This is a genomic window from Aeromonas allosaccharophila (assembly GCF_016026615.1).
GTDB lineage: Bacteria > Pseudomonadota > Gammaproteobacteria > Enterobacterales > Aeromonadaceae > Aeromonas > Aeromonas allosaccharophila.
The window spans coordinates 1,880,399-1,902,978 of record NZ_CP065745.1; the positions used below are offsets into that span (position 1 = coordinate 1,880,399).

Consider the following 22,580-nt stretch of genomic DNA (forward strand, 5'->3'; position numbering starts at 1 on the left):
ACGTCTTACTAAACAGTTTTCAAATAATCAGGAGATAAACATGGCAGTAACCAATATGGCTGAACTGGATGCACTGGTCGCCCGCGTTAAGGAAGCCCAGCGTGAATTCGCCAGCTTCTCACAAGAGCAGGTAGACAAGATCTTCCGTGCCGCCGCCCTGGCCGCCAGCAATGCCCGTATCCCCCTGGCCCAAATGGCCGTGGAAGAGTCCGGTATGGGTATCATCGAAGACAAGGTTATCAAGAACCACTTCGCCTCCGAATATATCTACAACAAGTACAAAGAAGAGAAGACCTGCGGCATCCTCAGTGAGGATGACGAGATGGGTACCATCACCATCGCCGAGCCGGTAGGTATCATCTGCGGTATCGTTCCGACCACCAACCCGACTTCCACTGCGATCTTCAAATCCCTGATCTCCCTGAAGACCCGCAACGCCATCATCTTCTCCCCGCACCCCCGTGCCAAAAACTCCACCAATACCGCTGCCAAGCTGGTACTGGATGCAGCCATTGCCGCCGGTGCACCGAAAGACATCATCGGCTGGATCGATCAACCGACTGTTGAACTGTCCAACGCCCTGATGAAGCACAACGACATCAACCTGATCCTGGCCACCGGTGGCCCGGGCATGGTGAAAGCTGCTTACTCCTCCGGTAAGCCGGCTATCGGTGTAGGTGCCGGTAACGTACCTGTTGTTATCGACGAAACTGCCGATGTGAAGCGTGCTGTCGCCTCCATCCTGATGTCCAAAACCTTCGACAACGGCGTAGTCTGTGCCTCCGAGCAAGCCGTTATCGTGGTTGACTCCATCTATGACCAGGTGAAAGAGCGTTTCGCGACTCACAACGGTTATGTGCTGACCAAAGAAGAAGCTGACAAGGTCCGTAAGGTCATCCTGATCAACGGTGCCATGAACGCCAACATCGTGGGCCAGCCTGCTACCAAGATCGCCGAAATGTCCGGCGTGACCGTACCTGCCACCACCAAGATCCTCATCGGTGAAGGTCTGGAAGTGTGTGAAGAGGAAGAGTTCGCTCACGAGAAGCTCTCCCCGACTCTGGGTATGTTCCGTGCCAAGAACTTCGAAGAAGCCGTCGAAATGGCCTGCAAAATGGTCAACCTGGGTGGTATCGGCCACACTTCTGGTCTGTATACCGACCAGGATCGCAACGCCGACCGCATCAAGTACTTCGGCGACAAGATGAAAACCGCCCGTATCCTGATCAACACCCCGACCACTCAGGGTGGTATCGGTGACCTGTACAACTTTGCCATTGCTCCGTCCTTGACGCTGGGTTGCGGTTCCTGGGGTGGTAACTCCATCTCCGAAAACGTGGGTCCCAAGCACCTGATCAACAAGAAGACAGTCGCAAAACGGGCAGAAAATATGCTGTGGCACAAACTTCCGAAATCCATCTACTTCCGTCGTGGTTCCCTGCCGATCGCTCTGGGCGACCTGGAAGGTAAAAAGCGCGCACTGGTCGTGACCGATCGCTTCCTGTTCAACAACGGCTACGCCGACGAAGTAGTTCGTCTGCTCAAAGGCCTGAAGATGGAAGTGGAAGTATTCTACGAAGTAGAAGCTGACCCGACTCTGTCTGTGGTACGCAAAGGTGCCGAGATGGCGAACTCCTTCAAGCCTGACGTTATCGTTGCGCTGGGTGGTGGTTCACCGATGGATGCGGCCAAGATCATGTGGGTCATGTACGAGCACCCGGAAACTGCGTTCGAAGATCTGGCCATGCGCTTCATGGACATCCGCAAGCGTATCTACAAGTTCCCGAAAATGGGCGTGAAGGCCGAACTGGTCTGTATCACCACCACTTCCGGTACCGGTTCTGAAGTGACTCCGTTTGCGGTCGTGACCGACGACGCCACTGGCATGAAATACCCGCTGGCTGACTACGAGCTGACCCCGAACATGGCCATCGTTGATGCCAACCTGGTTATGGGCATGCCGAAATCCCTGTGTGCCTTCGGTGGTATCGATGCCGTGACTCACGCCATGGAAGCCTACGTCTCCGTACTGGCTAACGAGTACTCTGACGGTCAGGCGCTGCAAGCTCTGAAACTGCTGAAAGAGTACCTGCCGTCCAGCTACCTGAACGGTGCCAACGACCCGGTTGCTCGCGAGAAAGTACACAACGCCGCTACCATCGCCGGTATCGCGTTCGCCAACGCCTTCCTGGGTGTGTGCCACTCCATGGCTCACAAACTGGGTGCTGAATTCCACATTCCGCACGGTCTGGCCAACGCCCTGCTGATCAGCAACGTGATCCGCTACAACGCCAACGACAACCCGACCAAGCAGACTGCGTTCTCCCAGTACGACCGTCCGCAAGCTCGCCGTCGTTACGCCGAAGTGGCTGACCATCTGGGTCTGAGTGCTGCCGGTGACCGCACCGCTGCCAAGATCGAGAAGCTGCTGGTATGGCTGGACGACCTGAAAGCCACTCTGGGCATCCCGGCCTCCATCCGTGAAGCTGGCGTGTCTGAAGCTGACTTCCTGGCCAAGGTTGACCAGCTGGCCATCGAAGCCTTCGATGACCAGTGCACCGGCGCCAACCCGCGCTACCCGCTGATCAGCGAGCTGAAAGCCATCCTGATGGACACCTACTACGGCCGTCCGTTCACCGAAGGCGTTGCTGCTCCTGCTGCCGCACCGGTTGAAGCCAAGGTTGAAAGCAAGAAAAAATCCAAGGCCTGATAACCAGCCCTGAGATTACAAGCCCGCGCATTGCGCGGGCTTTTTTTATCTGCCACTTATCACCACCCTCCTCTCCCCTGCCGATTGCGGTACTCTCCCCATCAACCAACCAACCTGCAAACCCGGCCCTGGCTAATCCGTTATCAGCATCCCAACCGGTAACTCAGCATTGCTGGCCACCCTGTGATAACAAGGGTGCGCCCCCATCACCTCGTCTCCCTTACCCGCAACGCAATTGCCCTGACGGGCAGATGTGAGCAGTCAACGCCATCTAAAGAGCTGAGCGCGTGATACACAGGATAAGCGGAGCCGCGCCATCACCACGCAACGCAACGCAGCAGAACGATGATCAGCGTATGTTCGGGGCGAACCAACCCACAGGAAGCCTGGAATGACCATCAACAGAGAAAACGGAATAGGAATAAGTGGAGAGCGCTGTTGCAGCGGCGGATCACCTGACTCGTCAGCAGTTGCCCCGATGCAAAGATAAAAAAATGGCAGCCATCTGGCTGCCATCAGGAGAGCACGATTCAGCGATCAGAGGGTCGCAGCAACTTCATCGGAGATGGAGCCGTTGTGATACACCTCTTGCACGTCGTCCAGATCTTCCAGCATGTCGATCAGACGCATCAGCTTGGGCGCAGTTTCAGCATCCAGCTCGGCTTCGGTGGAAGGGATCATGGTCACTTCGGCGCTCTCGGCCTTGAAGCCGGCGGCTTCCAGACCATCCAGCACGGTGCCGAAGTCGTTCGGGGTGGTATACACCTCGATGGAGCCATCCTCTTCGGTGACCACGTCATCGGCACCCGCTTCCAGTGCGGCGTCCATCAGAGCATCTTCGTCCACGCCCACGAAGGTCAGCAGACCTTTCTTGCTGAACAGATAGGCGACGGAACCGTCGGTGCCGAGGTTGCCACCGCACTTGCTGAAGGCGTGACGCACTTCGGCAACGGTACGGTTACGGTTATCGGTCAGGCACTCTACCATGACAGCAGAGCCAGCCGGGCCGTAGCCTTCGTACACGATGGTCTCGAGCTGTTCGCCATCGCCACCACCGGCGCCACGCTGGATGGCACGGTTGATGGTGTCGCGGGTCATGTTGTTGGTCAGGGCGGCAGTCACCGCGGCACGCAGGCGCGGGTTGTTGGCCGGATCCGGGTCACCAAGACGCGCGGAAGTGGTGATTTCGCGGATCAGTTTGGTGAAAATCTTGCCACGCTTGGCGTCCTGAGCGGCCTTGCGGTGTTTGATGTTGGCCCATTTACTGTGACCTGCCATAGAGACTCTCCGTTATTTTTTAAATGTCAGTAACACTGGTCATGACTAACCCAAGGGAAACACAGAGGCCGCACGGCGGCGGCCTCCGGTGCCGGTATCGGCTTACTCGTCGCCCTTGACGGTGGTTGCAATCGCCAGCTCACCCAGTTGGGCTGCGTTGGCAAGGCTGGGGGCGTCTGTCATCAGACAGGCAGCCGCGGTCGTTTTCGGGAAGGCAATCACGTCCCGAATGTTTTCGGTGCCGGTCAGCAGCATGCTGAGACGGTCCAGACCGAAGGCCAGACCGGCGTGCGGCGGGGTACCGTACTTCAGAGCATCGAGCAGGAAGCCGAACTTCAGGCGCTGCTCGGCCGGAGTAATACCCAGAATGTCGAACACGGTGGACTGCATCTCGCTGTTGTGGATACGGACAGAACCGCCACCCACTTCGTAACCGTTGATCACCATGTCGTAGGCGTTGGCGTAAGCCGCCACCGGGTTGGCTTTCAGTTCGCTCGGGCCCATGTTGCTCGGCGCGGTGAACGGATGGTGCATGGCAGCCAGACCGCCTTCGCCATCTTCCTCGAACATCGGGAAGTCGATAACCCACAGCGGCTTCCAGCTGTTCTCCAGCAGACCCAGATCGCGGCCCACTTTCAGGCGCAGAGCGCCCATGGCATCGCAGACCACTTTCTTGCTGTCCGCGCCGAAGAAGATGATGTCGCCGTCAGCAGCGCCGGTACGGGCCAGGATCTCGCGCACGATCTCGTCGGAGAGGAACTTGGCAACCGGAGACTGTACGCCTTCGAGGCCGTTGGCGGCTTCGTTGACCTTCATCCAGGCCAGGCCCTTGGCACCGTAGATGCCGACAAACTTGGTGTACTCGTCGATCTGCTTGCGGGAGAGCTCGGCGCCGCCCGGGACTTTCAGGGCTGCCACGCGGCCTTTCGGATCGTTGGCAGGACCCGCGAACACGGCGAACTCGACGGCGGTCAGCAGATCGGCCACATCGACCAGCTCCATCGGCAGACGCAGGTCTGGCTTGTCGGAGCCGAAGCGACGCATCGCTTCGTCGAAGGTCATGATCGGGAAGTCGCCCAGATCCACGTTCAGGATGTGCAGCCACAGTTTGCGGATCATCTCTTCCATGATCTCACGCACTTGCGGCGCGGTCATGAAGGAGGTCTCCACGTCGATCTGGGTGAATTCCGGCTGGCGGTCGGCACGCAGGTCTTCGTCACGGAAGCACTTGACGATCTGGTAGTAACGGTCGAAGCCGGACATCATCAGCAACTGCTTGAACAGCTGCGGAGATTGCGGCAGAGCGTAGAACTTGCCCTTGTGCACGCGGCTCGGTACCAGATAGTCACGGGCACCTTCCGGGGTGGCCTTGGTCAGCATCGGGGTCTCGATATCGAGGAAGCCGTGCTCGTCCATGAAGCGGCGTACGAAGGCGCTGGCCTTGGCACGGGTCTTCAGGTACTTGGCCATCTCGGGGCGACGCAGATCCAGGTAGCGATACTTGAGGCTGATCTCTTCGCTGTTGACCTGGTTGAAGTCAAGGGGCAGCGGCTCGGCACGGTTGATGATGTTGAGTTCGTGGGCGAACACTTCGATGGCGCCAGTGGCCATATCGCTGTTGCGCTGGGAGTCCGGACGGGTACGCACCACACCGGTCACCTGGATGCAGAACTCACCGCGCAGTTCGGAGGCCAGCGCAAACGCGTCCGGCTTGTCCGGATCGAAGAACACCTGAACGATCCCTTCCCGGTCGCGCATATCGATAAAGATCAGACCGCCGAGATCACGACGACGATGAACCCAACCGCACAATGTAATGGTCTGCCCTGCATGGGCCTCATTGACCTGTCCGCAATAGATAGAGCGCATGGACTTCTTCCTTCGAAATTGTAGAGAGACGGTTAACCTTGGGCCGCCGGGCACGACTGGCAAGCACCGTCTGTCTCACAGCTGGCCAGATTCTTTTTCTTACCCGGTTTGAAATCAGTCTCGTACCATCCGGTTCCCTTGAGCCGGAAGCCTGCCGCCGATATCAGCTTGACCAGATTCGGCTTGCTACAGGCCGGACAGTCGGTCAGAGGGGCATCGGAAAGCTTTTGCAGTTTTGCCAATTCATGGCCACAGACGTCGCAACGATATTCGTAGATAGGCATGGGTCACAAGAAATTGAAAAACAAAAGGGCTGGCATTATAGAGGAAAACCCCCTTTTGGGTAAAATGGCCAGCAGCCTCCTTTCGCCAGTTTTTTGCACTCGATGGCAAAAAGCGGGCAAAAAATCGGCACGAATGCACCAAGAGCGAAGAGAATAGCCACCATGAGCCTCTATTTGGGCCTGCCACAGTGGTCCCACCCCAGCTGGCCCGGCCAGTTGCTGGGCCTTGGCGCCAAGCCTGCCGAACACCTCGCCCACTACGCCACCGTGTTCAATTCGGTGGAGGGTAACACCACCTTCTACGCCCTGCCGACACCGAACACGGTACAGCGCTGGGCCGATGCGGTGCCCGCTCACTTTCGTTTCAACTTCAAGTTTCCGCAAACCATCAGTCACCAGAGCGATCTGGTGAGCGCAGATAAACAAGTGACCGACTTTATCCAGCTGCTCGCCCCGCTGCACGACAAGCTGGGGCTGCTCACCCTGCAGTTGCCAGCCCGTTTCGGGCCGGAAGGACTGGCCAGACTGACGGCCTTTCTCGAGCGGCTGCCGCGGGCGTTTCGCTACGCCCTCGAGGTGCGTCACCCCGACTTCTTCGCCAAGGGGGAGGCAGAACGGGCATTGAACCGGCTGCTGATGGAACAGGGAGTGAACCGGGTGATGCTCGATAGCCGGCCGCTCTTCTCGGTGCCAGCAACCACGGCGGCCCTTGTCGATGCCCAGGGCAAGAAGCCGCGCCTGCCGGTGCATCTGCTGGCCACCGCCTGTGCCCCCATGGTGCGCTTTATCGGCCTGCCGGATCCGGCGGCCAACCACCCCTTCCTGCCAAGCTGGCTCCCCCATTGGCGTCAGTGGCTCGCGGAGGGGAAAGATCTCTACCTCTATATACATACTGCCGACAACGCCCAGGCACCGGAATTGGCCCGCCAGATCACCCGCTTGCTGGAGCAGGAGATGGCCCCCTGGCCGGGGGAAAACGATCGCGCGCGTCAGGGAGTGCTGCGCTTTTAGCCAACCCATTCTGCGGCCATCGTTTCGCTGCAAAAAAAGCGCTTTTTTGTGGCGAGGCAAGCCCTGGCGTCAAGACAAACGGCCATCAATCCTCTACACTACCGCCCCAAGTAAGGGTCCGGAACATGGCCCGTACGAACAGGACAGGTCCAAAGGATTTCATGACCAGCCACCCCGTTCGTAAACAGATGATTGACCTACTCTGATGGGTATCATCCAACGACTCAATTGAACAATACAGCCGGGTGATGTCCCGACTGTCAGGTTGCGCCAGCATGCAGACCAAAGACCAAATTTTTGCCGCCCCGATCGCCCGATTGGGCGACTTCTGTTTTGACGAACAGGTCGTCGACGTATTTCCCGATATGATCCAGCGCTCGGTGCCGGGTTACAGCAACATCATCTCCGCCATCGGCATGATGGCCGCCCGCTACGCCCAACCCGAGAGCCGACTCTATGATCTCGGCTGCTCACTGGGCGCAGCCACCCAGGCGATGCGTCGCCATATCAGCCAGCCCGGTTGCCGCATCACCGCGGTGGATCTCTCCCACCCGATGATCGAGCGTGCCCGCGCCCACCTCTCCGGTTTCAAATCCGAGGTGCCGGTGGAGCTGGTGGAAGCGGATATCTGCGATATCGAGATCGAGAACGCCTCCGTGGTGGTGCTCAACTTCACCCTGCAATTTGTCGAGCCGGAGAAACGGGCTGCCCTGATCCAGCGCATTCACGATGGTCTGCGCCCGGGCGGGATCCTGATCCTGAGCGAGAAGTTCCGCTTCGAAGATGAGCCGGTCAACGAGCTGCTTATCGAGCTGCACCTCGACTTCAAACGGGCCAATGGCTACAGCGAGCTGGAGATCAGCCAGAAACGCACCGCCCTAGAGAACGTGATGCGCACCGACAGCCTGGAGACCCACCGTGCCCGCCTGCGGGATGCCGGTTTCACCCATCAGGATCTCTGGTTCCAGTGCTTCAATTTCGGCTCCATGATTGCCATCAAATCCAGTGACGCCCAGCCATGATCGACTTTGCCAATTTCTATCAACTGATTGCCAAAAACCGGCTGAGCCACTGGCTGCACACCCTGCCCGCCCAGCTGCACGCCTGGCAACATGACAACCAGCATGGCGATCTGCCGCGCTGGAACCGCGCCCTCAACAAGCTGCCGGTGGTATCCCCCGGCAACATCGAGCTGAAAAGCCGGGTCGAGATAGGCTCGGCCGAGAGCCTTGGCGAAGGGGAGCGCAAGAAGGTCGAGAGCCTGCTGCGCCACTTCATGCCCTGGCGCAAGGGGCCTTTTATCGTGCACGGCATCCACATCGACACCGAGTGGCGCTCCGACTGGAAATGGGATCGGGTGCTGCCCCATATCAGCCCGCTGGCAGGACGTTACGTGCTGGATGTAGGCTGTGGCAGCGGCTACCACCTCTGGCGCATGGTGGGTGAAGGGGCCAAGCTGGCAGTCGGCATAGACCCGAGCCCGCTGTTCCTCTGCCAGTTCGAGGCCATTCGCCACTTCGCAGGCAATGATCAGCGCGCCCACCTGTTGCCACTCGGCATTCAGGAGTTGCCGGAGCTGCGCGCCTTTGACACCGTCTTCTCCATGGGGGTGCTCTATCACCGCAAATCCCCCATCGAGCACATCGAACAGCTGCGCAATCAATTGAAAGACGATGGCGAGCTGGTGCTGGAGACCCTGGTGATCGATGGTGGCGTCAACGACGTGCTGGTGCCCACCGACCGTTACGGCAAGATGCGCAACGTCTGGTTTATTCCCTCAAGTAGCGCCCTCAAACTGTGGGTCGAGCGCTGCGGCTTCACCGACGTGCGGATAGTAGACGAGAATATGACCAGCACCGACGAACAGCGTCGTACCGACTGGATGATTAATGAATCCCTGAGTGACTATCTGGATCCAGACAATCCGGCACTCACGGTAGAAGGACACCCGGCGCCGAAACGTGCCGTACTGATTGCCCGCAAGGCCAAAGACTAGCCGGTGGCGCTTGTGGAAGTTACACTGACCCCATTCCAGGAAGCACAGTTAAATGAATGACATGAAAAGCAAATTAAAAGGAATGACCCTGCTCTCCCTGCTTAGTCTCGGCGGGTGTGTCAATATGGAAAAAGCGCCTCAGGTTCCAGCTCTGACGCTGGCCGAGCTTCGTAGCGAGCTGAGCCAGAGCGAGCAGCGCCTGCAAACATCCATGGAACAGCAACAGAAGCAGTATGTGCAGCAACAGCACCTGCTGGTTCAGCTCAACACAGATGTCACCAATATGAAAGAGTCCGTCAAACAAGTAGACCACAAGCTCGCCACCCTCCCCGCCGAGCCACCCAAGCCGATGGCCATCCCCACCGAGAAGTGCCCGGCCCCCAATCAGGGTCACACCATCGATGGCAAGCTGATGGTCGGTGAAGCTGAGTGGATCTGGGTTGATGCCGCCAACGACGCCTTCCAGGCGCGGGTGGACACCGGTGCGACCACCTCCTCCATCAGTGCGCAGGAGATCACCATTTTCGAGCGCAACGGCAAAAACTGGGTGCGCTTCTTCCTGAGCCATCAGGATGTGGACGACAAGATCCAGATCGAAGCGCCGCTGGTACGCCATGTGCGGGTGCGTCAGGCCTCTGCCGATGATCTCGACCGCCGTCCGGTGGTGCGTCTGGCCGTGCGCATTGGCGACATGACCGAGAAAGCCGAATTTACCCTGAAAGACCGTAGCGACATGACCTTCCCTGTGCTGCTGGGTCGCGAATTTTTGAAAGACATCGCCGTGGTTGATGTGGCCCGCGAATATATCCAACCCAAACCCAAGCTCAAGGATGTGAAATAATCCATGGTTTCCCGTAAGCCGTTCTATTTGCTGGTCGCCCTGCTGTACATTGTCGGCCTGGGGATGACGATCTATCACCATATCGCGTTGGATGTGCCGCTGACGCCCGGTGAAAAGCGCCAGATCTGGTCCATCGAAGCCAAGCTGGAGTTCGAGGCGACCGGTGATCCGGTGATCGCCTCCCTGGCCATTCCGGGCACCCAGCCCGGTTTCACCCTGATGAACGAGAACGCCGCCAGCCCCGGCTACGGTCTCTCCTTTGTCGAGAAAGATGGCGATGCCCGCGCCGAGTGGTCCATCCGTACCGCCTCTGGCCGTCAGGAGCTCTACTACCGCGTCGACATGATGGCGGATGCCCATGCCAAACCGGCCGCCAATCCGCAGCCGCCCGCCATCGAGAAGCAGATCGAGAGTGAGCCTTATGCCACCGCGATGAAGCAGATCCTCGAGCGGGCGCAGGAGCGCTCTGCCGACGGCTACACCCTGACGCGCGAGATCATCAAGGAGATCGAGAAGCAGGAGCAGAACGCCGAGCTGCTGAAAAAGCACAAGAGCCGCGCCAACCTGATCGCCGAGCTGCTCAACAATGCTGACGTGCCCACCCGCGTGGTGCATGCCCTGAATCTGGAAGATGGCCGCCGTCGCCAGGAGCTGGTGGATTACCTGCAGGTGTTCAACAGCCCGACCGACTACAAACTGTTCAACCCGCAAACCGGTGAACAGGGCCGTCCGGCCAACCTGCTGCTGTGGGAATACAACTCCGGCGCCCTGCTGGACGTGACCGGTGGTCACAACTCCCGTGTCAGCTTCTCGATGATCGAGCAGGAACAGCCGGTGAGCGTGGCACTGGCGCAGAAGTTTGAAAAATCAGAGATGATGAACTTCTCCATCCACAGCCTGCCACTGGAAGAGCAGACCCTGTTCAAGGGCTTGCTGCTGATCCCGATCGGCGTGCTGATGGTGGTGTTCCTGCGGGTTCTGGTGGGGATCAAGACCTCCGGTACCTTTATGCCGGTGCTGATCGCGGTCGCCTTTATCCAGACCTCGCTGGTCACCGGTCTCATCGGCTTCCTGCTGATCGTCGGTACCGGTCTTGTTATCCGTTCCTATCTGTCGCGGCTTAACCTGCTGCTGGTCGCCCGAATATCGGCCATCATCATCATGGTTATCTCGATGATCGGTATCTTCTCCGCGTTCGCCTTCAAGCTGGGGCTGACCGACGGCATGAAGATCACCTTCTTCCCGATGATCATCCTCTCCTGGACCATCGAACGGATGTCCATCCTGTGGGAAGAAGAGGGCCCGAAAGAGGTGTTCCGCCAGGGTGGTGGCTCTCTGCTGGTTGCCGTCATCGCCTATCTGGCCATGGATAACGAGCTGATCCGTCACCTCACCTTCAACTTCCTCGGCCTGCAGCTGGTGCTGATGGCGACCGTGCTGTTGATGGGTAACTACACCGGCTACAAGCTGAGCGAACTGAAGCGCTTCAAGCCGCTGGTGGACGAGATGAAATCTGGCGTCACCCCGGGTAAGGACAAGTAACCGATGTGGTTCTGGGAAAAATACACCACCCCGTGGAGCCTGTCCCAATCAGGCATCCTCGGCATGAACAAGCGCAACCACTCCTACATCAGCCGCTACAATCCGCGCAGCCTCTATCCACTGGTGGATGACAAGCTGCAGACCAAGCGGATTGCGCTGGATGCAGGGGTCACCGTGCCGGAGCTTATCGGCACCATCCGTGCCCAGCACGACGTGGGTCGCATCACCGAGCTGGTAAAAGATTGGCCGGGCTTCTGCATCAAGCCGGCCCGTGGCTCGGGCGGCAAGGGGATCCTGGTGATCCTGCGTCAGGAAAATGGCCTCTTCTACAAGCCCAATGGCAGCGCCTCTACCGGTCAGGATCTGGAGCGCCATGTTTCCAACATTCTGGCGGGGCTATATTCGCTCGGCGGCAAGCCCGACGTAGCGCTGGTCGAAGGCCTCATCAACTTTGATGATGTGTTCGACGGCTACTCCTTCGAAGGGGTACCCGATGCCCGGGTCATCATCTTCAAGGGGTTCCCGGTGATGGCAATGATGCGCCTCTCCACCGCCGCCTCGGACGGCAAGGCAAACCTGCACCAGGGCGCCGTGGGGGTGGGTCTGTGCCTGCGTACCGGTCGTGCCCTGCGGGCGGTGCAGTTTGGCAATCCGCTGCGCCACCACCCGGATACCGGCCTCGACCTTTATGAGCTCAAGGTCCCCCACTGGGATACCCTGCTCACCCTGGCAGCCTCCTGCTACGAGATGTCGGGTCTGGGCTATATCGGAACCGACATGGTGCTGGACAAGTTCCGCGGCCCCATGCTGCTGGAGCTCAACGCCCGTCCCGGCCTTGCCATCCAGATCGCCAACGGTCGCGGCCTGGTGCCCAATCTCAAGACCATCGAGAAGCTGGGCCAGGTGAAGATGAACGTGGAGCAGCGGGTCAATTTCGCCAAGGATCACTTCGGGATCTTTGAGGAGTAACACCTCCGCTTGTGAACTGAGCGCGCCTATGGCGCGCTTTTTTTATGACTGTTGTTTGTCTGTCGGGCCATCCCGTCCCCAACAATAGTGTCAACATCTCATCCCGAAACGACGAGTACGCCAGTGAACGTCAGCTTGGAATAGCGAGGAACGAAGAGGCGAAGAGGCGAAGAGGCGAAGAGGCGAAGGGGCGAAGAGGCGAAGAGGCGAAGGGGCGAAGGGGCGAAGGGGCGAAGGGGCGAAGGGGCGAAGGGGCGAAGGGGCGAAGGGGCGAAGGGGCGAAGGGGCGAAGGGGCGAAGGGGCGAAGGGGCGAGAAGAGTGTGACCGCTATGATAGGGGATAGGTAAATTACATGTATAAAAAAACCGGCGCCAAGACGCCGGTTCTTCACGCAGAGTGCGACCCGATTACAGGGAGTCAGCATTCTCGGACAGGTACTTGGCAACGCCATCCGGAGAGGCTTGCATACCTTTTTTGCCTTTTTCCCACTGAGCCGGGCACACTTCGCCGTGCTCTTCGTGGAATTGCAGGGCATCGACCATGCGCAGCATCTCATCGATGTTGCGGCCCAGCGGCAGATCGTTGACAACCTGATGACGAACGACACCGTTCTTGTCGATCAGGAAGGAGCCACGGAACGCCACACCAGCTTCCGGATGTTCAACGTCATAGGCTTTGCAGATTTCGTGTTTCACGTCGGCGATCAGCGGGTACTTGACCTGACCGATACCGCCATCTTCCACTTTGGTATTGCGCCATGCGTTGTGGGAGAACTGGGAATCGATGGAAACACCGATCACTTCCACGCCACGCTTCTGGAACTCTTCATAACGGTGATCAAAGGCAATCAGCTCGGATGGGCAGACGAAGGTGAAATCGAGCGGATAGAAGAAGACAACGGCAGCCTTGCCTTTGATGTGGGATGACAGGTTGAATGAATCAACGATCTCGCCATTACCCAGAACAGCAGCGGCGGTAAAATCGGGTGCGGGACGGCCTACCAATACCATATTCAATTCCTCTTTATGTGAAGTGAACAATCCGGTGAGGATTGGGCTACCTAGAGCCAAGTCCATCTAATTCAAGCGACAAACTATAGACCCGGTGGTAGATTAGTTAAATCAAATTAAATAGATAGCATCAATCGGGTTTTTCTATGCAACGTTGGCCCAGCCTCAAACAGCTGCAATATCTGGTCGCTCTCGATGAGCACAAGAACTTCAACCGCGCCGCCAAGGCCTGTCATGTCAGCCAGTCGACCCTGAGTACCGGGATCCAGACACTGGAGGACATGATGAACCTGCAACTGGTGGAGCGGGACCACAAGAGCTTCATTATGACCCCTGTCGGCATGGAAATCGTCGAGCGCGCTCGCAATTTGCTCTCCGATGCGCGGGATCTGATGGAGCTCGGGCAACATCAGGGCGGCGTGATGCAGGGGACGGTGCGTCTGGGCTGCATTCCCACCATCGCCCCCTTCCTGCTCAGCAAGCTGCTGAAAGAGTGCAGCAAGACCTATCCTGACCTCGAATTGTTGCTGCGGGAAGACACCACCAGCAATCTGCTCAAGCAGCTGGAACAGGGTCAGCTCGACTTGCTGATCCTCGCCCTGCCCATCGAGATCGGCGGATTTCACTGCAAGACCGTCGGTCAGGATCCGTTCCACATGGTGATGCCCGCCAGCATGGCGGCCGGTCTGCATACCCCGTTCGACTACAAGGAGCTGCCCAACCAGAGCATCTTCCTGCTGGAACGGGAGCACTGCCTGACCGAGCATGCGGTGAGCGCCTGCCGCCTGCGGGACAAGAGCAAGATCAACCCGTTTGCCGCCACCAGCCTGCACACCCTGGTACAGATGGTGGAAGCGGGTCTCGGGACCACCTTCCTGCCGCAGATGGCCATCGATGCCGGCATTCTTGCCAACTCCGATCTGGTGGCCATCCCGCTGCCGGGAGAGACCCCCTATCGCGAGATCGGTCTGGTCTGGCGCCCCAGTACCACCCGGGTGCAGACCTTCTACAAGCTGGCCGAGCTGCTGACCCCGCTGGTCAGCCACTGCGAGTGACAGCAAGCGCCAGCCCCCGGGCTGGCGTTTTTCAATCCCCCGCCACATTTTTCCCTCCAGAGACTAGGTATGAAGCCAGATCCCTGTTTATGATGGAAAAGTTGTCGCGCCAGCGCCTGTAGCCAAAACGGTGTCGCAGAAACTGGCGCGCGATGAATATCTCGTTTGGTAGATCCGTCCGTGGAGAGAGCCCCGATGTATCGCACACTGCTGCTATCCCTGCTGACTCTGTTGCTGGCCGCCTGCTCCAGCACGCCGGAGCCCCCTCCGGCCCCCCGGCAGAGCAGTGCCTTTGATGGCTTCTACCAGCAGTGGCGCGGTGTTCCCTACCGGATGGGCGGCGCCAGCCGCGCCGGGCTCGACTGCTCCGCCTTCACCCAGCTCGCCTACAGTCAGGTGCTGGGCTTCAACCTGCCAAGAACCACCGAATCCCAGGCCAGCATCGGCAAACCGGTGGATCGCTACCGGCTGCAACACGGGGATCTGGTCTTCTTCAAGACCGGCTGGCAGCAGTACCATGTGGGGGTCTACACCGGTGCCGGCGAGTTTATCCACGCCTCCACCAGCAAGGGGGTGATCCGCTCGCGCCTCGACAACGTCTACTGGAACAGCCGCTACTGGCAGGCGCGTCGGGTGACCCAGTAACGGCTTACACCCCTGCTCGCAGTACAAGTTGCGTGCCGACGCCCTCCGTCAATCTCTGTCGTTATGTCGGGATACTCAGCTCACGCTTATAACTCAATTGGCCCCAAAACCTGCATATCACACCATTTTGTGATAAGGTGGTGGCCAATTTTTAACACTTTCGCTGTTTTCTCATACGTTCTCTGTCCTGATTGACAACAAGCGAGGCGATAACAAGCAGCGCGCGGCGAAGGTGGAGTGTGGTGCAACACTGCCGGACGGGTGTCCCACAGCAGCAGTATCAAGGGTTAAATAGATAAGGAGATCTGCAATGAAACAGTATCAAAGCTGGCTGGGGCAATACCTGATGAGTCGCCGTGACGGTGACCACGCCATGGCATGCGAGATGGCGAGTTCCATCTGCGAGTTCTGGCAGCAACAGGGTGATGAAAACGAACTGGACAAGTGGCAGCAGATTTACCAGAACCATCTGGAAAAGACCACCTGATCCCGACCGTTGCCTTGCTGCCAGCCATCCGGTGTTGGCAGCAAGGCCACTCGCGACCAACCACCATCAGCCAACCCCTCTCCCCCAATTTTCCCGCTACGTTAAACCGCTACCTTCGTTAACTCGCACTTTACCATCTTCATGTTGCTCTTGCGCACCGGCCTCTGTTCATTCCATCTCGGCAGCCATCCCTTGTGCCCAGTCGATAAAGGCCTGGATCTTGGGGCACTCGCGGTTGCGCAGGGTCGCCATGTAATAACGCTGCTCGCACTTGACCTCCAGCCCGGCAAAAGGGGCCACCAGCTCGTTGCGCGCCAGCCGTTTGCTCACCAGATTCTTGCGCCCCATGGCGATACCGGCGTGATTCATGGCGGCGATAATGGCGAGATCCGAGCGATCAAAGCCCATGCTCAGCTGACATGCCTCCAGGCTGACCCCGGCATGGCGAGCCCAGCAGCTCCACTCGTCGGTGTCCGAGTCAAATCCCCACGCCTGCCGATCATGAAGCAGACGGCACCGGGACAAGTTGGCGGGATTGCCGACAAGCCCGTGCTGCTCGGCATATTCCGGACTGCAGACCGGCAGTATGTACTCATCCATCAGCGGGTGGATGGCGAGCCGATCTGGGCTCTTCTCATCGAAATAGAGGGTCAAATCGATGCCATAACCGTGCAGGTTGATGTTCTCGTTGCCGGTGATGATATTGAGCTCGATCTGCGGATGCAGGCGGGAGAAGTCCGCCAGTCTGGGCACCAGCCAGCACTGGGCGATGGAGGGGCGAGAATAGATGGTCAGAGTGCCAGAGAGCTCCTGATTCTTGATCTCCAGGATCTCCTGATTGATGAACTCCAGCGAGGATTTGAGCGCCCAGAACACCCGCTGCCCCTCCGCCGTCAGTACCACCTTGCGGTGAAAACGCTCAAACAGCTTAAACCCCAGCTCCTCTTCAAGCGCACTGATCCGGTGGCTCACGGCACTGGGGCTCAGCGACAGCTCATCGGCCGCCATGGCAAACGATCCGTAGCGGGCGGCCGCCTCGAAGGTATGCAACTTGGCCAGCTGGTAGCCACTCAGCAGCTTATTGCGCGATATGTAATTATCCCCGTTATACATTCATCCCCCTCTTCACAATGGCCGCCGATGATACACCCAAGGACCCGCCTTCAGGGTGAGAAGAGAAGAACCAAAAAATGTAGTTTCGATAAAATGTGATGAATGTGGCGAATTAGCATCACCTCAATTCACCCAAGAGCCGAATTTCATCATTTGTCAGCGACCCGCCATTTTCATTCAATAGCGCATAAACAATCACACATAACAGATGTCGAGGCGCAGTATGAGTTCAGAATTGTGGGTCATCGCTACATTGCTAAGCAGCATCATTCTTATCGTGGTTACCATAGTGAAGGGCAAGGTACACCCTTTCCTCGCCCTGCTGCTGGCAAGCTTCTATGTCGGCACCCTGATGGGGATGAATCCTCTCAAGATGGTCAGTGCCATGGAAGAGGGGATTGGCGGCACCCTGGGCTTTCTCGCTGCCGTCATCGGCCTTGGCACCATACTCGGCAAAATGATGGAAGTATCTGGCGCGGCAGAGCGCATCGGTCTCGCCCTGCAGCAATGCCGCTGGCTCTCGCCCCAGGTCATCATGGTGCTGGTGGGTCTGGTGTGCGGCATCACCCTGTTTGTCGAAGTGGGGGTGGTACTGCTCATTCCGCTCGCCTTCTCCATCGCCCGTAAAACCAGAACCTCGCTGCTGACCCTGGCCATTCCGCTCTGTACCGCCCTGATGGCCGTGCACTGCATCGTGCCGCCTCACCCTGCCGCCCTCTATGTCACCAATCAGCTGGGTGCCGATATCGGTTCCGTCATCGTCTATGGCCTCGCGGTCGGGCTGTTTGCCTCGCTGGTGGGCGGCCCGCTGTTCCTGAAACTGCTGGGCAAACGGGTGCCGTTCAAGGAGGTGCCCGCCGCCTTTGCCGACATCAAGGCGCGCGATGAGGCAACTCTCCCGACCTTAAGCGCCTCACTCTTTACCGTGCTGCTGCCCATCCTGCTGATGCTGGCCAAGACGGTGGCCGAGCTCAATATGGATCACGCCAGCAGCCTCTATGTTGTGCTGGAGTTTATCGGCAACCCTATCACCGCGATGTTTATCGCCGCCTTCACCGCCTACTACGTGCTGGGGATCCGCCAGCAGATGAAGATGGAAGGACTGCTCAAAAAGACCGAGGAGTGCTTCTCCTCCATCGCCAACATTCTGCTGATCATCGGCGCGGGGGGCGCCTTCAACGGGGTACTCAAGGCAAGTGGCCTGGGCGACTCTCTGGCCACCATCCTCTCCCAGCTGGACATGCACCCCATTCTGCTGGCCTGGCTGGTGGCCATCGTGCTGCACGCCGCCGTGGGCTCCGCTACCGTCGCCATGATGGGCGCCACCGCCATTGTCTCCCCCATCATGGTGCACTACCCGAATATCAGCCCGGAGATCATGACGCTGGCCATCGGCTCCGGTGCCATTGGCTGCACCATGGTGACCGACTCCCTGTTCTGGCTGGTCAAGCAGTATTGCGGTGCCACCCTGAACGAAACGCTCAAGTACTACACCACCGCCACCTTTGTTGCCTCCCTGATGGCACTGGCCGGTACTTTCCTGCTCTCCTATATCGTGTAACAAGACCGAGAACCTTATGAAAAACATCGACGTACAACAGCTCACCAAACAATTTCCGCTGGTGCAATCCCTGATTGATCTCGAGCAGGTCAGCTGGTTCAACCCCAACGCCACCACCCTGGCAGTCGGTCTGCCCTATGTCGGGCTCGATAACAACAATGTGGCGGACGCTTCCGCCCGCCTGGCCCGCTTTGCCCCCTACATGTGCGAAGCCTTCCCGGAGACCCGCGTCAGCAATGGCATTCTGGAGTCAGAGATTGCGGCCATTCCGGCGATGCAACGCACCCTCAATGAGCGTTATGGGGTTGAATTGACCGGTAAGTTGCTGCTGAAAAAAGACAGCCACCTGCCCATCTCCGGCTCCATCAAGGCGCGCGGCGGTATCTACGAGGTGCTGACCCATGCCGAACAACTAGCCATCAAAGCCGGACTGCTCTGCGAAGAGGATGACTACCGCAAACTGTTCACGGACGAGTTTCGCCAGTTCTTCAGCCAGTACAGCATTGCAGTGGGCTCCACCGGCAACCTCGGCATGTCCATCGGCATCATGAGTGCCAAGCTCGGCTTTACCGTCACCGTCCACATGTCTGCCGATGCGCGGGAGTGGAAGAAGCGCAAGCTGCGCGAGCATGGGGTGATCGTGGTCGAATATGCCGAAGATTACGGGGTAGCGGTGGAACAGGGTCGCAAAGAGGCCGAGCGCGATCCCAACTGCTTCTTTATCGACGACGAGAACTCCCGCACCCTGTTCCTCGGCTACTCGGTCGCGGGCGAGCGGGTGAAAAAGCAGTTCGACGAGCTGGGCATCAAGGTGGATGCCGAGCACCCGCTGTTCGTCTATCTGCCCTGCGGCGTAGGCGGCGGCCCGGGCGGCGTGGCATTTGGTCTCAAGCTCGCGTTCGGGGACAACGTCCACTGCTTCTTCGCCGAACCCACCCACTCTCCCTGCATGCTGCTGGGAGTCCACACCGGGCTGCACGATGCCATTGCGGTGCAGGATCTGGGTATCGACAACCTCACCGCCGCCGATGGTCTGGCGGTAGGACGCGCCTCCGGCTTCGTCGGCCGCGCCATGGAGCGGCTGCTGGATGGCTTCTACACCCTGAGCGATCAGGAGATGTATGACCTGCTGGGACTGCTGGCGCGCGATGAGCAGATCAAACTCGAACCGTCCGCCCTGGCGGGTATGACAGGCCCGTGGCGCGTGGCGGCCAACCCGGAGTGGCAGGCGGCGCGTGGTTTCGATGCGACCACCATGGCACAGGCCACCCATCTGGTATGGGCCACCGGTGGTGGCATGGTGCCCGCCGAGGAGATGGCCAAATACCTGGCCAGCGCCAAGATCTAGGCTGTTTCGCCACATTTATCTGCAAACAAACCCGCCATCACGGCGGGTTTTCTGTTTTGGGAACAAGGGGATGGGGCCGATCCATTGCAATCCGTGGCGACAATTTCCCCAAGTTGCTCAGTTTGTGCTAAAATAGCGCTCGTTTTTTGACATCTCGCGTCACGTTCGCCGCCAGATTGCCCATCGGGCACTCTGCCCGGGTCGTGACTCTGCACCATCATGTCTGGTGATGTCACCCCTCATGGCGAGCCATCCGGTTCCCATCAGAGAGGACACCATCAAGGGCACATGAGATAAGGAGATCGGGTAATGAAACAATATCAAGGCTGGCTGGGTGATTATCTCATGAGTCGCCGTGACGGAGATCACGCGATGGCTTCGGAACTTGCCAACACCATTTGCGCCTTCTGGAAGGCACAGGGTGATGAAGCAGAAACCAGCAAATGGCAGCAACGCTACCAGCAACACGTAGAGCAGGCGCAATAAGCCCCTTCGCTCTTCACCGATAAAAAAACCGGCGCTCATGGCGCCGGTTTTGCATTTCTGACCCTCAACCGATCATTACATCTGATCGATCATGTCCTGGGCGAACTGGGAGCAGGAGCGCAGGGTGGCACCTTCCATCAGACGCTCGAAGTCATAGGTGACGGTCTTGTTGGCGATGGCCGCTTCCATCCCCTTGATGATGAGATCGGCCGCTTCGACCCAGCCCATGTGGCGCAGCATCATCTCGGCAGAGAGGATCAGGGAGCCCGGGTTGACCTTGTCCTGACCGGCATATTTCGGCGCAGTACCGTGAGTCGCCTCGAACAGCGCCACGCCGTCACCGATGTTGGCACCCGGCGCAATACCGATACCACCCACCTGAGCGGCCAGCGCGTCGGAGATGTAGTCGCCGTTGAGGTTCATACAGGCGATGACGTCATACTCGGCCGGACGCAGCAGGATCTGCTGCAGGAAGGCATCGGCGATAACATCCTTGACCACGATGGTCTTGCCGGTTTTCGGGTTCTTGAAGGAGCACCAGGGGCCGCCGTCAATCAGCTGGGCACCGTACTCGCTTTGGGCCAGAGCATAACCCCAATCCTTGAAGGCACCTTCGGTGAACTTCATGATGTTGCCCTTGTGCACCAGGGTCACGGAGTCGCGATCGTTGTCGATGGCATACTCGATGGCGGCACGTACCAGACGCTCGGTACCGGCCTTGGACATCGGCTTGATACCGATCCCGCAGGACTCGGGGAAGCGAATTTTCTTCACGCCCATCTCGTTTTGCAGGAAGGCGATCACCTTGTTTGCTTCGGCGCTGTCGGCCTTCCACTCGATACCGGCGTAGATGTCTTCGGCGTTTTCGCGGAAGATCACCATGTCAGTCAGATCCGGACGTTTGACCGGGCTCGGGGTCCCTTCGTAGTAACGCACCGGACGCAGGCAGATGTAGAGATCCAGCTCCTGACGCAGGGCCACGTTGAGGGAGCGAATACCGCCACCGACCGGCGTGGTCAGCGGGCCCTTGATGGCCACGCAGTACTCGCGAATGAAATCCAGGGTTTCGGCCGGCAGCCAGGCACCTTCGCCATAGATATGAGTCGATTTCTCGCCGGTATAGATCTCCATCCAGGCGATCTTGCGCTCGCCCTTGTAGGCTTTCTCGACCGCAGCATTCACCACATTCAACATGGCCGGGGTTACATCAACACCGATGCCATCCCCTTCAATAAACGGAATGATCGGATGGTTGGGAACCTGCAGCTTGCCGTTGGCATCGACTGTGATTTTCTGACCCTGGGTCGGGATTACTACTTTGCTTTCCATCGGCATCTCCTAACTTCCGTTTGTTATCAACTTGTTTGTTGCGCGCGGCCATCTTAGCCCATTCATTTTCATAATAAAACGACAAGAAAGCATGTCAGACCAAAGAGGTAGCCACCCGCCAGTGCGCCGTCACCACGCCTCCCCGACCCCGCCCCGTTATCCCTCCAGCTCGCTGGCCGCCGCCTGCGGCTGACTCAGGGAGCGGTACTGGGAAGGGGTCAACCCGGTCTTCTGTTTAAACACCCGACAGAAGTAGTTCACGTCGCTGTAACCGCAGCGACTCGCCACTTCCTCAAGGCGGAAGCGGTACTTTTTCAGCATGAATTTGGCCCGGTCTATCCGCACCCAGCTGATGTAATCGGCAAGGCGCATATGACCTTGTTCACGAAACAGGTGGGAGAGATGGCTGGCAGACACATTGAAGCGGCCAGCGATGGAGTCACGAGTAATGGGACGGTGAAAGTTCTCCTGGATATAGATGCAGATCCCGTGAAAAAGCTCAGCCCCTCGTGGTCGATCCGCAGCGGACTCCAGCAGCAGCTGACGAGCACTCGCCAGCAATGCCTGTAGCAGATGGTCATCGGTGGGGGAGCGACCGGGATCCTCGGTCAGCACGTTGAGCGCCGCCAGAATATGTTCAATCACATGGCCCGCCCGCGCCATGATGCTGTGCTTTTGCACATCGAAAAAGTCCGGGTCTTCACGGCGCTTGCTCACCAGACTGAACCCCAGCTGGCGTTTGCCAAACAGCAGGCTCAGCACCGAGCAGTCGGTGGTCCAGAGCGGCTTGTTCCAGCCATTGGGAGGGATATAGAGCGCCTGTCCCGGCAACACGCAGATCTCCTTGCAACCACCCTCCCTGTCCCAAATCTGGTTGAGATACTCACCGCTAAAGACCAGCTCGAGGCGGGGAAAGTTGACCTGATAACTGAAGCTGGGTGGCACCCCCTGTTCGCTGGCAAACCAGATTTGGTCAAAAGGAACCTGTTCGCCGAGTGCGCCGTCGAGCAGCTGGTTGAAGATGATACTCATGGTGATCCTGATC

Annotated in this window: 20 protein-coding genes; 13 read left to right on the forward strand and 7 right to left on the reverse strand. The window is 58.5% G+C overall.

Translation table 11 applies throughout. From position 1 onward, the window contains the following. The first annotated feature begins 40 nt into the window (after positions 1-40). A complete protein-coding gene (gene adhE / locus I6G90_RS08280; RefSeq protein WP_042656041.1) occupies positions 41-2,710 on the forward strand; it encodes a bifunctional acetaldehyde-CoA/alcohol dehydrogenase in 2,670 nt (889 codons plus the stop codon). A 537-nt stretch (positions 2,711-3,247) separates the two neighbouring features. Here the strand turns inward: adhE and I6G90_RS08285 are convergent. From I6G90_RS08285 to I6G90_RS08295, 3 genes are all read right to left on the reverse strand, one after another. Then, complete coding sequence (locus I6G90_RS08285) at positions 3,248-3,988, reverse strand: YebC/PmpR family DNA-binding transcriptional regulator (RefSeq protein WP_033137210.1); 741 nt, start codon at positions 3,986-3,988, stop codon at positions 3,248-3,250. 102 nt (positions 3,989-4,090) lie between these two features. After that, on the reverse strand, positions 4,091-5,857 hold the full coding sequence (gene aspS / locus I6G90_RS08290; protein WP_197930691.1) for an aspartate--tRNA ligase: 1,767 nt from the start codon (positions 5,855-5,857) through the stop codon (positions 4,091-4,093). 32 nt (positions 5,858-5,889) lie between these two features. Further along, entirely contained in the window at positions 5,890-6,141 is a 252-nt protein-coding gene (locus I6G90_RS08295; RefSeq protein ID WP_005337686.1) for an FmdB family zinc ribbon protein, read from the reverse strand. A 162-nt stretch (positions 6,142-6,303) separates the two neighbouring features. Between I6G90_RS08295 and I6G90_RS08300 the strand changes: the two genes are divergently transcribed. From I6G90_RS08300 to I6G90_RS08325, 6 genes are all read left to right on the forward strand, one after another. Then, positions 6,304-7,152 (forward strand): DUF72 domain-containing protein, encoded by an 849-nt coding sequence (locus I6G90_RS08300; protein ID WP_197930693.1) that lies wholly within the window; start codon positions 6,304-6,306, stop codon positions 7,150-7,152. 275 nt (positions 7,153-7,427) lie between these two features. Next, positions 7,428-8,174: a carboxy-S-adenosyl-L-methionine synthase CmoA gene (cmoA, locus tag I6G90_RS08305; protein ID WP_042656038.1), complete on the forward strand. Its 747-nt coding sequence runs from the start codon at positions 7,428-7,430 to the stop codon at positions 8,172-8,174. After that, the gene (gene cmoB, locus I6G90_RS08310; RefSeq protein WP_197930695.1) at positions 8,171-9,148 is read left to right on the forward strand and encodes a tRNA 5-methoxyuridine(34)/uridine 5-oxyacetic acid(34) synthase CmoB; all 978 of its coding nucleotides are present in this window, start codon (positions 8,171-8,173) and stop codon (positions 9,146-9,148) included. Before cmoA ends, cmoB begins: the two co-directional genes overlap by 4 nt. Before the next feature lie 52 nt (positions 9,149-9,200). Further along, complete coding sequence (locus I6G90_RS08315; protein WP_232099085.1) at positions 9,201-9,989, forward strand: ATP-dependent zinc protease family protein; 789 nt, start codon at positions 9,201-9,203, stop codon at positions 9,987-9,989. Between the two features lie 3 nt (positions 9,990-9,992). After that, positions 9,993-11,531, forward strand: a complete 1,539-nt coding sequence (locus I6G90_RS08320) for an inactive transglutaminase family protein (protein WP_040067874.1) — start codon at positions 9,993-9,995, stop codon at positions 11,529-11,531. 3 nt (positions 11,532-11,534) lie between these two features. Continuing rightward, complete coding sequence (locus tag I6G90_RS08325) at positions 11,535-12,500, forward strand: alpha-L-glutamate ligase-like protein (RefSeq protein ID WP_040067876.1); 966 nt, start codon at positions 11,535-11,537, stop codon at positions 12,498-12,500. A 408-nt stretch (positions 12,501-12,908) separates the two neighbouring features. Here I6G90_RS08325 and I6G90_RS08330 read toward each other — a convergent pair whose 3' ends face one another. Continuing rightward, the gene (locus I6G90_RS08330) at positions 12,909-13,511 is read right to left on the reverse strand and encodes a peroxiredoxin C (RefSeq protein ID WP_005337701.1); all 603 of its coding nucleotides are present in this window, start codon (positions 13,509-13,511) and stop codon (positions 12,909-12,911) included. Positions 13,512-13,657: 146 nt separating this feature from the next. Between I6G90_RS08330 and I6G90_RS08335 the strand changes: the two genes are divergently transcribed. The 3 genes from I6G90_RS08335 (at position 13,658) to I6G90_RS08345 (ending at position 15,698) form a co-directional block, all read left to right on the forward strand. Then, positions 13,658-14,566, forward strand: a complete 909-nt coding sequence (locus I6G90_RS08335) for a hydrogen peroxide-inducible genes activator (protein ID WP_042057802.1) — start codon at positions 13,658-13,660, stop codon at positions 14,564-14,566. Positions 14,567-14,761: 195 nt separating this feature from the next. Continuing rightward, on the forward strand, positions 14,762-15,211 hold the full coding sequence (locus I6G90_RS08340) for a C40 family peptidase (protein WP_042656036.1): 450 nt from the start codon (positions 14,762-14,764) through the stop codon (positions 15,209-15,211). 310 nt (positions 15,212-15,521) lie between these two features. Continuing rightward, entirely contained in the window at positions 15,522-15,698 is a 177-nt protein-coding gene (locus I6G90_RS08345; RefSeq protein WP_005337704.1) for a hypothetical protein, read from the forward strand. 168 nt (positions 15,699-15,866) lie between these two features. Here I6G90_RS08345 and dsdC read toward each other — a convergent pair whose 3' ends face one another. Then, positions 15,867-16,811 (reverse strand): DNA-binding transcriptional regulator DsdC, encoded by a 945-nt coding sequence (gene dsdC / locus I6G90_RS08350; RefSeq protein ID WP_197930697.1) that lies wholly within the window; start codon positions 16,809-16,811, stop codon positions 15,867-15,869. Between the two features lie 223 nt (positions 16,812-17,034). On the opposite strand from dsdC, the gene dsdX reads away from it, so the two are divergent. The 3 genes from dsdX to I6G90_RS08365 all read left to right on the forward strand — a co-directional run bounded on the left by dsdX (position 17,035) and on the right by I6G90_RS08365 (position 20,206). Then, positions 17,035-18,372, forward strand: a complete 1,338-nt coding sequence (gene dsdX, locus I6G90_RS08355) for a D-serine transporter DsdX (RefSeq protein WP_197930707.1) — start codon at positions 17,035-17,037, stop codon at positions 18,370-18,372. A 16-nt stretch (positions 18,373-18,388) separates the two neighbouring features. Continuing rightward, positions 18,389-19,720, forward strand: coding sequence for a D-serine ammonia-lyase (locus I6G90_RS08360; RefSeq protein ID WP_197930709.1), 1,332 nt, complete (start codon positions 18,389-18,391; stop codon positions 19,718-19,720). 309 nt (positions 19,721-20,029) lie between these two features. Beyond that, positions 20,030-20,206 (forward strand): hypothetical protein, encoded by a 177-nt coding sequence (locus I6G90_RS08365; RefSeq protein ID WP_111805851.1) that lies wholly within the window; start codon positions 20,030-20,032, stop codon positions 20,204-20,206. Between the two features lie 75 nt (positions 20,207-20,281). Here the strand turns inward: I6G90_RS08365 and icd are convergent, their stop codons facing one another. Together icd and I6G90_RS08375 are read right to left on the reverse strand one after the other, a co-directional pair. Continuing rightward, on the reverse strand, positions 20,282-21,535 hold the full coding sequence (icd, locus tag I6G90_RS08370; protein WP_197930711.1) for an NADP-dependent isocitrate dehydrogenase: 1,254 nt from the start codon (positions 21,533-21,535) through the stop codon (positions 20,282-20,284). Positions 21,536-21,691: 156 nt separating this feature from the next. Further along, complete coding sequence (locus I6G90_RS08375; RefSeq protein ID WP_197930713.1) at positions 21,692-22,567, reverse strand: helix-turn-helix transcriptional regulator; 876 nt, start codon at positions 22,565-22,567, stop codon at positions 21,692-21,694. Positions 22,568-22,580 lie beyond the last annotated feature (13 nt).